At 63.9% G+C, this 9,699-nt stretch carries 9 protein-coding genes; 4 read left to right on the forward strand and 5 right to left on the reverse strand.

Annotated features, from left to right (window positions below):
- The first annotated feature begins 135 nt into the window (after positions 1-135).
- Entirely contained in the window at positions 136-1,422 is a 1,287-nt protein-coding gene (locus tag NKJ88_RS27755; protein WP_352446336.1) for a GGDEF domain-containing protein, read from the forward strand.
- Positions 1,423-1,427: 5 nt separating this feature from the next.
- On the opposite strand, the gene NKJ88_RS27760 is transcribed toward NKJ88_RS27755, so the two are convergent.
- The 4 genes from NKJ88_RS27760 to NKJ88_RS27775 form a co-directional block, all read right to left on the reverse strand.
- Positions 1,428-2,042, reverse strand: coding sequence for a hypothetical protein (locus tag NKJ88_RS27760; protein WP_031194875.1), 615 nt, complete (start codon positions 2,040-2,042; stop codon positions 1,428-1,430).
- Positions 2,043-2,112: 70 nt separating this feature from the next.
- Positions 2,113-3,120, reverse strand: coding sequence for a ribonuclease T2 family protein (locus tag NKJ88_RS27765; RefSeq protein ID WP_352446337.1), 1,008 nt, complete (start codon positions 3,118-3,120; stop codon positions 2,113-2,115).
- Positions 3,121-3,218: 98 nt separating this feature from the next.
- On the reverse strand, positions 3,219-3,668 hold the full coding sequence (locus NKJ88_RS27770; protein ID WP_023815585.1) for a MarR family winged helix-turn-helix transcriptional regulator: 450 nt from the start codon (positions 3,666-3,668) through the stop codon (positions 3,219-3,221).
- A complete protein-coding gene (locus NKJ88_RS27775) occupies positions 3,665-4,552 on the reverse strand; it encodes an alpha/beta fold hydrolase (RefSeq protein ID WP_352446338.1) in 888 nt (295 codons plus the stop codon). The genes NKJ88_RS27770 and NKJ88_RS27775 overlap by 4 nt, the downstream gene beginning before the upstream one ends.
- A gap of 132 nt (positions 4,553-4,684) precedes the next feature.
- Between NKJ88_RS27775 and NKJ88_RS27780 the strand changes: the two genes are divergently transcribed.
- The 3 genes from NKJ88_RS27780 (at position 4,685) to NKJ88_RS27790 (ending at position 8,521) form a co-directional block, all read left to right on the forward strand.
- The gene (locus NKJ88_RS27780; protein WP_023733090.1) at positions 4,685-5,617 is read left to right on the forward strand and encodes an alpha/beta fold hydrolase; all 933 of its coding nucleotides are present in this window, start codon (positions 4,685-4,687) and stop codon (positions 5,615-5,617) included.
- A gap of 82 nt (positions 5,618-5,699) precedes the next feature.
- Positions 5,700-6,875: a CaiB/BaiF CoA transferase family protein gene (locus tag NKJ88_RS27785; RefSeq protein WP_352446339.1), complete on the forward strand. Its 1,176-nt coding sequence runs from the start codon at positions 5,700-5,702 to the stop codon at positions 6,873-6,875.
- Positions 6,872-8,521 (forward strand): thiamine pyrophosphate-binding protein, encoded by a 1,650-nt coding sequence (locus tag NKJ88_RS27790; protein ID WP_023714796.1) that lies wholly within the window; start codon positions 6,872-6,874, stop codon positions 8,519-8,521. Before NKJ88_RS27785 ends, NKJ88_RS27790 begins: the two co-directional genes overlap by 4 nt.
- A 246-nt stretch (positions 8,522-8,767) precedes the next feature.
- Here NKJ88_RS27790 and NKJ88_RS27795 read toward each other — a convergent pair.
- Positions 8,768-9,699: PLP-dependent transferase (locus NKJ88_RS27795; protein ID WP_352446340.1), on the reverse strand; the 932-nt coding region annotated here is incomplete at its 5' end.

Here is a 9,699-nt window from a genome sequence, read left to right on the forward strand (position 1 = left end):
AAGCCGGGTGTACACCGCACGTTATGTTTTCCGCCGGTTGTGGGGAGCGTTGAAATCCCCGGTTAACCCTTCAGCGTCAAAACAGGATCGATCGCTGGCCTGTCGCGATCGAAAGTAAAGATCGGACCGAAGGTAGTGCTGAACAGTTTCCTGCTCCTTGCCGAAGCGGTCGTCTACTTCAGCGTCATGGTCACGCTGTTCCGCTTCAGGGATCGCATCGGCCTCGGCGTCTTCGTCTGCGCGCTGGGCGCCATGCATTTCCTCGAAACCTATCTCGCCAGCGTCTTCTATGTCGCCCTGCCCTTCGGCATGGTCTCGCCAGGCTCGGCGGTGCTGTTTTCCGGCAAGCTGGTGATGCTGCTTCTGCTCTACATGAAGGAAGATGCGGCCACGGTGCGCCAGCCGATCTATGGCCTTTTGCTCGGCAATGCCTTGATGATCGGGCTGGTCCTGATCCTGCGCCTGCACGATATTTCAGCCCTTTCCGACGGCAAGCTTCCCGATATCGGTTTCATCGACCAGTTGGGCTGGCTGATGGTGTGGGGCACGACGCTGCTCTTCATCGACGCCATCCTGATCATCCTGCTTTACGAAAAGCTCGGGCGTTATCTGCGCAAGGCGCCGTTCTCCCGCATCCTGATTTGCGTCGCCTGCGTGCTCACCTTCGACCAGGCCGGATTTTTCACCGCCCTGCATTTCGTCGCAGGCGCACCGATCGCCGTCTTCTTCGGCGGCTGGTTCGCCAAGATGGGTGCCGCTTTTGCTTACAGCGCCATGCTTGTCGCCTACCTCAGATGGTTCGAAACGCGGCGGGTTACCGCACCGCGCGGATTGTCCGACGTCTTCGATACCTTGACCTACCGCGAGCGCTACGAAGCCCTGGTCGAACATGTCGGCCGCGACGGCCTCACCGGCCTGTTGCACAGGGGACGCTTTGACAGCGACGGCGAACGTCTGGTCGCTGTCAGCCTGCGCACGGCCCAACCGCTCAGCCTGCTGATCGTCGACGTCGACCATTTCAAGTCGATCAACGATCGCTTCGGCCATGCCGAGGGCGACAGGGTGCTGAGATCGATCGCCCAGGTGCTGACCCAGGCGGCCGGCGCACACGATCAGGTTTTCAGGATCGGCGGCGAGGAGTTCGCCATCCTTTGCTCGCAGCCGCATGCGGTCGCCAGGTTGCTCGGAGAAAACCTCCGCCAGGCCGTCAAAGCGTGCGTAAACCGGTTCGACATCAGCGTCAGCGCCGGCATCGCCACTGTCGATGAGACCGTAGGCTCGCTTGCCGATCTCTTCGCCCTTGCCGACGAGCGTCTCTACAGGGCCAAGTCCACCGGGCGTGACCGCGTCGTCGGCGAAGCGCATGACGATGCCGAAGACCTAACTGCGTGGACATTGCCCACGCGTGGCGTCAGCGGATAAGGCTGTCAGCTCCGCTTGCGCTGCTGCAACGCGCCGACCGCAACTGAAACGGCTATCAGCGCGATGGCCAGCCATTTCAGCACGGTGATGATCGGACTGGCATCGATGTCATAAGCGATGAACAACAGAATGCCGGGCACCAGCAGGCCGCACATGACCAGCATGATGCGGTTGATCTGCCAAGACACTTTTGCTGCCAGCGCTTCGTCACCGGCTTCGCCGACAAGACCGGCGCGCATCTCCCGGGAGATGGCCAACGCGCTCGACAGGCGCATGGAGATCGGCAAGCCGAGCCCGATTATGAGGAAGGCACACGCCGCCAGCAGAGCCGAGAATTTGAGCGCGCTGGTGTCGGCCGGCACCGGAAACAAAAGTGTCGCCAGCGGCAGGAAGACACAGACGATGCCGAGCGCGGCAATGGCGATGAAGATCGCGGCATTGACCCAAGTGAACAGCTGGTAGCGGCTTGCCCCGATCGGCGCGGCAAGCACGCGCATGCGCGCCCACTCGGCATCGGTATAGGAAAAGCCCGGCCATTCCATGCGGCCGTCTTTAATGGCGGTCATCCCCCTGGCCCAGAAAGCCAGCCGCGCCAGCGCGCCTGATGTCATGCCACTCATCGCCACCCCCGCCGAATGAAACACATCCAGACCATATCACCGCGTCACTGCCAAGCGACAGACGGATATCCTACTGGAACCCGGCCGCATCGACCGAGCCCTTCGGACAGCCCGCCTTGGTCGTCGGCGCCGAGGCGAGCATGAGAGTGCTCAGCGAACTGTCGGGGCCGATCGGGCCGGTCAGGCCGAGCGTCAGCTCGCCGATCAGCCGCCTGCCGCTCGACGGATCGACCAGGCAGGAGACACGCACCCGCGCGCCCGACCCGGCGCCGAAGGCGCTGTCGAAGGCGCTGCGGATCTGGTCCGAAGTCAGCTGCTTGCCGACATTCCTGGTGAAGAGCTCGCGCACCGGCGAGGCATTCACCGCCCGCATCAGGTTCAGCGCCTCGGCAAAATACTCCTGCTGGCTCTTGCCGTAGCAGGTGCCGTGCTTAATCCATTCATGCCGTTCGAGCTTGGAGGCGGTGCCAGGCATCACCTGGTCGAGTTCGGCGCGCGTATTGGCATCGAGGTTGACCGGCGGCAGGTCGGCCCAATGGGCCGGATTATCATTGGCCTTGTCGCTCGCCGGCACCTGGCAATAAAAATTGCCGTTCGGCTGCGGCCAGAGCCCATGCAACGTGAAATGCGACGCGTCGAAGCCGCCCGCCGTCTGCGCCTGGCATTCGGGCTTGCTCGACTTGGTTTCGCAGAAGGCCGGCTGCCAACTCAGCGCAAAGACATATTCGGGCTTTCCCGAAGCCGCAGGCTTGCCCTGATCGGCGGGCGCGGCCGGCTGGGCGGCTGCGCTGCCGCCGGCGACATGACCGCAGCTGATCTTGACCCAGCGACGCTCAGGATCGGCGCCCGGCACGCGGATGAGGTAATGCGTCGGCGCATCCTTGTTGCCGGCCAGGAGGTCGTAGCTCTGTCCAGCCGTTGTCGCGATATTGCCGGGGTTCTTGCCGCTCTTGATTGTCTGCGTTGCTGGACAGGCAGCATCGGCCACGAAGGAGCCGCTCATCTTCACATCGGCGCGCGCTAGGCCGACACCGGCCAGCGCCACCAACACCGCACCCCATATCGCCGATATCCGCATTCCAGCACTCCTAGCGTTTCATAGCGCAAGCTAGAAACGTGTGACATGTCAGAATTACGATTTCTTTCGTCCGCCGCAAAAAACAATCGCTCGGTCGATCAGACCCCGCCCTCCTCGACCCGCTTCGTCAACATACGCAGCAGATCAAGCGCGGTCTCAAGCACGCGAGGCTCGATGCCCTCGCTGATGCGGTTGGCCCAGACATGCTGGCGCGTGCCGATATCCCTGATCGCGGCCCGGCCCGCATCGGTCATCGCCAGGAGCTTGGCGCGGCGGTGCGCCGGGTTGTCCGCATAGGCGGCGAGCCCTTCGGCGGCCAGAATGTCGGCAAGGCGCTGCACGCTCTGACGGGCAAGCCCCATGTCGCGGGCAATGTCGGCCACCGATTTTGGCTCCTTCAGCACCGCGCCCAGAACCTGCCAGCGCGCCGCCGTCAACCCGGCAGGCTCCGCCAGCCGGTCGGCCGCGTCGAGAAACCCGCCATTCAGCCGGAACACGGCAAGCACCATTTCGGTGAGCACATCTCCGGCTTCGGTCCTGCTTGTCATTTCTGGCCGGCCTCGATGGTGGAAACGAAAGTGTTGACGGCTTCAGCCACCGCCTCCGGCTTGTCAAGCATCACCCAATGGCCGGAACCGGCGACGGTTCTGTGGCCAATTCGGCTGCACAGCCGAAACAGGGCCGCCGCATTGTCATTGGCCTCCGTAGCCAGCACGAAGATCGGCCCGCGATAGGCGTCGAGCGTCGGTTCGGGATTCCATTCCGCCAGCGCCTTGCCGACGCCTGCCAGAGCCGCCGGATCGACCACCGCCGCATCGGCGAGGACCCGTTTGCGGACATCTGGATTGGATCCGGCGATCGAGGTGTAATAAGCGCTCAGGACGTCGCCGCCGTTTGGCCCCGCCAGATCGCGCACGAACCCGTCGCGAATCTCTTTGGGCAGGGCGCGCGGATCGGTCGCCGGATCGACCAGCAGGATGCCGGCAACACGGTCGGCATGGCCGGCGGCATAGGCGAGCGCGGCCCCACTGCCGCCGCTATGTGCAACGAGGACAAACCGCTTCAGGCCGAACGCATCGGCCACCGCACTAATATCGTCGGAACGGCCGTCATAGCCGTAGTCGGCATCAGCTGCAGGCGCCGATGCGCCATGGCCGCGAAAATCGAAGGCGACCGCCTCACGGCCACCTGCGGTGAGCTGCATCACCCGGTTCCACTGTGTGGCGCGGCTGCAGTCGCCATGCGCGAACAGGATCGGCAGGCCGTCGCCGGATTTGATGTCGTAGCCGGCAAGCTGGCCCTGCGGGCCGGCAATGGTTGAGGTCTTCATGGTCATCTCCCTGGTCTGGCTGGAAGCAATGCCGGGCAGGAGCATTGCGGATGAAAGGCTCGCCAGCAGAAACGCGCGGCGCGAAACGGTTTTCATGGTCATGCTCCGATCCAATTGACAGTATGCTGTCATATAACCAAATTGACAGCAAGCTGTCAATAGTGACCCCGGCTGATTTCGACCTCCCCTTGACGTCGGTCCCGCCGTCGCCCAACAGTCGCCGAGGAGCGAGACATGGCATTTGACAAGCAGACGACGCTGGCCTCTCCGACCGGGGCCACGCTCAACCTCTATGTGAAGCACGCGGGGGGCTCTCCACGCGCGGTAGTCCAGGTCAATCACGGCCTGGCCGAACATGCGGCGCGCTATGCCCGCTTCGCCGATTACCTCAGCACCCGCGGCTTTCATGTCTACGTCCACGACCATCGCGGCCATGGCGCGACCAAGGCGCCCGATGCCCCGCTCGGCAGGTTCGCCGGCACAGGCGGCCCGGCCAAGGTGATCGCCGATGTCGATGCCGTCCACGATTTGATCGCAAGGGAGCAGCCCGGCCTGCCGGTCATCCTGTTCGGCCATTCGATGGGTGCGTCGGTGGCGCTCAACTACCTGCTGGCGCACTCGCCGCGCGTCCACGCCGCGGCGATCTGGAACGGCAATTTCTCACAAGGCTTGCTCGGCCGGCTTGCGCTCGCCATCCTCGCTTATGAGCGCTTCAGGCTCGGCTCCGATGTCCCCTCACGCATCTTGCCCAGGCTGACCTTCCAGGCCTGGGGCAAGGCGGTGCCCAGCCACAAGACGCTCTTCGACTGGCTGTCGCGCGACGAGGCAGAAGTGGCGAAATACATTGCCGACCCGCTGTGCGGCTGGGATGCCTCGATCTCGATGTGGCGCGATGTCGTGGAGATGGCGCAGAAAGGCGGCAAGGATGCGGGCTTTGCCGGCATCAGGCGCGACCTGCCCGTCAGCATCGTCGGCGGCGAGAAGGATCCGGCCTCCGACTATGGCAAGGGCATCGACCATCTCGCCAAGCGCATGCGTGCGATGGGCTTTTCGAATCTGGTTTCAAAGGTTTACGCCGACACCCGCCACGAAAGCTTGAACGAGGTGAACCGCGATGTCGTCATGGACGATTTCGCTGCCTGGGCCGATAGCGTGCTCAAACGCTGACATCGCTGGCCCACCGCAAGGCCCGTGACAGCGGCATCCCGGGTTGATAGAGGCTGCGGTTCCGACCCGTTTTTGGTGATTTATGGCTGAACCTCCGCTGAAAGGCGTCCGCGTCGTCGAACTCGCCCGCATCCTGGCCGGCCCGTGGGCAGGACAATTGCTGGCCGATCTCGGCGCCGATGTCATCAAGGTCGAGAGCCCCGATGGCGGCGACGATACCCGCAAATGGGGTCCTCCCTTCGTCATGAGCCATGATGGCGAGAACCTGTCGGCCGCCTATTACCACTCCTGCAATCGCGGCAAGCGCTCCATCGCCGTCGATTTCTCGACGCCCGAAGGGGCCGAGACGGTGCGCCGGCTGGTTGCCACGGCCGACATTCTGATCGAGAACTTCAAGCTCGGCGGCCTCAAGAAATACGGGCTCGATTACGAGAGCCTGAAGGCGATCAATCCAAAGCTCGTCTACTGCTCGATCACCGGCTTCGGCCAGGATGGGCCTTACGCACCCCGCGCCGGCTATGATTTCATCATCCAGGCCATGGCCGGCATGATGTCGATCACCGGCGAGGTCGGGCGCGAGCCGCAAAAAGCCGGCGTCGCCATATCGGACATCTTCACCGGCCTCTATTCGGTGATCGCCATCCAGGCAGCGCTTCGCCATGCCGAAAAGACCGGCCAGGGACAGCATATCGACATGGCGCTGTTCGACACGCAGATTTCCGCACTCGGCAACCAGAACCTCAACTATCTCGTCTCCGGCAAGGCGCCGGTGCAGATGGGCAATGCGCATATGAACATTGCGCCCTATGAGGTTGTCCCGGTCAGGGACGGCCATATCATCCTGGCGGTCGGCAATGACGGCCAGTTCGCCAAATTCTGCGCCGCCGTCGGACTCGACCATCTCTCAGCGAATCCCGATTTCGCCACCAATCCGGCCCGCGTCGCCAACCGGGTGAAATTGCGCGAGCACATGATCGAGACGCTGAAGAACTGGGACCGAGACCCGTTGCTGGCCAAGCTCGAAGCGGCAAGCGTGCCGGCGAGCCCGATCAACAATATCGGCCAGATGTTTGCCGACCCGCAGACGATCGCACGCGGCATGCGCCTCGACCTCGACGATGGCCATGGCAATCGTCTGCCCTCGGTGCGCGCGCCGATGGTGATGTCCGGCACACCGCTGGTCTATGAACGCCCTTCGCCACGCCTTGGCGAACATACCGAAGAAATTCTTGCCGAACTGGAGAAGTCTAAACGATGAAGACCGGTGGACAACTGATTGTCGACGCACTCGAGGCGAACGGCACCGACCGCATCTTCTGCGTGCCCGGCGAATCCTATCTCGCGGTGCTCGACGCATTGCATGACTCGCCCATCCGCACCATTGTCTGCCGACAGGAAGGCGGCGCCGCCATGATGGCCGACTGCCAGGGGCGGCTGACCGGCCAGCCCGGCATCTGCTTCGTCACCCGCGGCCCCGGCGCCACCAATGCGTCGGCCGGCATTCACATTGCCATGCAGGATTCGATACCCGTCATCCTGTTCATCGGCCAGGTCGCCAGCCACGCCAAGGAGCGCGAGGCTTTCCAGGAGGTCAACTACAAGCGCTTCTTCGGCGACATCGCCAAATGGGTGGTGGAGATCGACGATGCCGCGCGCATCCCCGAACTCGTCACCCGCGCCTTTGCTGTCGCGACATCGGGCCGCCCCGGCCCCGTCGTCGTCTCGCTGCCGGAGGACATGCTGACCAGTCTTGTCGACGCGCCCGCGGCCTTGCCGCACACGCCGGTCGAAACCCGGCCCGGCGAAGCCGAACTCGATGCTTTGGAAAAGCTTCTGGCCAAAGCCAAGCGTCCCTTCGTCATCCTCGGCGGCACACGCTGGGACGAGGAAGCGGTGGCACGTATGCGCACCATTGCCGAGGCCTGGTCGCTGCCGGTCGGCTGCTCCTTCCGCCGCCAGATGCTGTTCGACCATCTGCACCCGAACTATGCCGGCGATGTCGGCATCGGCATCAACCCGAAGCTGGCCACCGCCATCAAGCAGGCCGACCTGGTGCTGCTGATCGGCGGCCGCATGGGCGAGATGCCGTCCTCCGACTATACGTTGCTGAAGAGCCCTTACCCCGACCAGACGCTGGTCCATGTCCATGCCGATGCCGGCGAACTCGGCCGCGTCTACCGGCCGACCCTGGCGATCAACGCTTCGCCTTCGGCGTTCGTCGAGGCTTTTGCCAAGCGCAAGCCAACCTCCACGCCAGCCTGGGCGGATGAGACAGCGAAAGCACACGCTGCCTACCTCGACTGGTCGACGCCGCCTGAGACCGGCCCCGGCCCGGTCCAGATGGGGCCGATCATGAACTATCTGGAAAAGATTTTGCCCGATGACGCCATTTTCACCAACGGCGCCGGCAATTACGCCACCTGGGTGCACCGCTTCCACCGCTTCCGCCGCTTCGCCACCCAAGGCGCGCCGACCTCCGGCTCGATGGGTTACGGCACCCCGGCTGCGGTCGCCGCCAAGGCGCTCCATCCCGACCGCACCGTGATCGCCTTTGCCGGCGACGGCTGCTTCCTGATGAACGGACAGGAATTCGCTACCGCCGTGCAATACGACCTGCCGATCATCGTTATCGTCGTGAACAACGGCATCTACGGCACCATCCGCATGCACCAGGAGCGCGACTATCCCGGCCGTGTCGTCGCCACCGATCTGAAGAACCCTGACTTTGCCGCTCTTGCCCGCGCCTATGGCGGCCACGGCGAGACGGTCGAGAACACGGCAGATTTTGCCCCTGCCTTCGAGCGTGCCCGCGCCAGCGGCAAGCCGGCGATCGTCGAAATCAGGCTCGACCCCGAGGCGATCACGCCGACGCGGACGATGACGCAGATCCGCGACAAGAGCTGAGAAGTTAGCAGCGAAAGCCGAGTTCCGTCACACCCCCCTCTGTCCTGCCGGACATCTCCCCCTCAAGGGGGGAGATTGGATGTCATGTCGCCCTTCGCCAATCTGCAGCGTTGCAGACAGGGCGCTATGGTCAGAGCTGCTGATCTCCCCCCTTGAGGGGGAGATGTCCGGCAGAACAGAGGGGGGTGCTGTCCCGCCGACGCTGCCAAGACGATCGCCCCTTTCCTGATATCTACAAGCGAGCTATCAGACCGCTGCCAGCGCCTGCGTCAGGTCGGCGATAAGATCGTCCGGATGCTCGACGCCGATCGACAGCCTGACCGTGGTCTCCAGCACGCCAATGCGCTGGCGCACGTCGAAGGGAATGCCGGAGTGCGTCATCGCCGCCGGGTGGCTGGCGAGTGACTCCGTGCCGCCGAGGCTCACCGCCAGCTTGAATATTTGCAGCCCGTTGAGAAATGCGAAGGCCGCCTTCTCTCCGCCTTTGATATCGAAAGAAAATGTCGACCCGGCGCCGCTGCATTGCGCCTTGTAGGCCCGTCCCGCTGCCGTATCCTCGCCCAGGAACGGCAGGTAATGCACCTTCTCGACCTTGGCGTGATCGCGCAGGAATTCGGCCACGAGCCGCGCATTGTCGTTGGCGCGCTCCATGCGGATGGACAGCGTCTCCAGCGAGCGGCCGAGCATCCAGCAGGAATGCGGGTCGAGTTGCGTGCCGATGGCGCCGCGCAGCGCCTTGATCGGCTTGGTCACCGCCTTGCTGCCCATCGCCGCACCGGCGATCAGGTCGGAATGGCCGCCGACATATTTGGTCAGCGAATAGACGGAGACATCCGCGCCATGTTCGATCGGTCGCTGGAACACCGGGCCGAGCAGCGTGTTGTCGCAGACGATGATCGGCGTTGATCCTTGGCTTGCGCCGATCTCGTCGGCAAACTTCCGGATCAGTGCGATGTCGACCAGGCTGTTGGTCGGATTCGACGGCGTTTCGATGAGAATGACCGAGACACGCCCCTTCGCCACCGCTGCATCAGCAGCGGCCCGCACCGCCTTGTCGTCGACGCCCGCGGGGAAACCCGCCGCCCCCCTGGCCCAGCCGGGCCCGGGGCGCGGCGAAATCCGGGAGGTGCCGCCGGCAAAGGGCGGGGGATTCAAGAATACCAAGCCCCGCCCGGCGA

Origin of the sequence: Mesorhizobium sp. M0016 (genome assembly GCF_040324035.1) — a bacterium.
Taxonomy (GTDB): domain Bacteria; phylum Pseudomonadota; class Alphaproteobacteria; order Rhizobiales; family Rhizobiaceae; genus Mesorhizobium.

Excerpts from the sequence above, each read along its gene's own strand:
- NKJ88_RS27760 (WP_031194875.1), bottom strand. The coding sequence starts at position 2,042 with ATGAGTGGCATGACATCAGGCGCGCTGGCGCGGCTGGCTTTCTGGGCC.
- NKJ88_RS27765 (WP_352446337.1), bottom strand. The coding sequence starts at position 3,120 with ATGCGGATATCGGCGATATGGGGTGCGGTGTTGGTGGCGCTGGCCGGT.
- NKJ88_RS27770 (WP_023815585.1), bottom strand. The coding sequence starts at position 3,668 with ATGACAAGCAGGACCGAAGCCGGAGATGTGCTCACCGAAATGGTGCTT.
- NKJ88_RS27775 (WP_352446338.1), bottom strand. The coding sequence starts at position 4,552 with ATGACCATGAAAACCGTTTCGCGCCGCGCGTTTCTGCTGGCGAGCCTT.
- NKJ88_RS27780 (WP_023733090.1), top strand. The coding sequence starts at position 4,685 with ATGGCATTTGACAAGCAGACGACGCTGGCCTCTCCGACCGGGGCCACG.
- NKJ88_RS27785 (WP_352446339.1), top strand. The coding sequence starts at position 5,700 with ATGGCTGAACCTCCGCTGAAAGGCGTCCGCGTCGTCGAACTCGCCCGC.
- NKJ88_RS27790 (WP_023714796.1), top strand. The coding sequence starts at position 6,872 with ATGAAGACCGGTGGACAACTGATTGTCGACGCACTCGAGGCGAACGGC.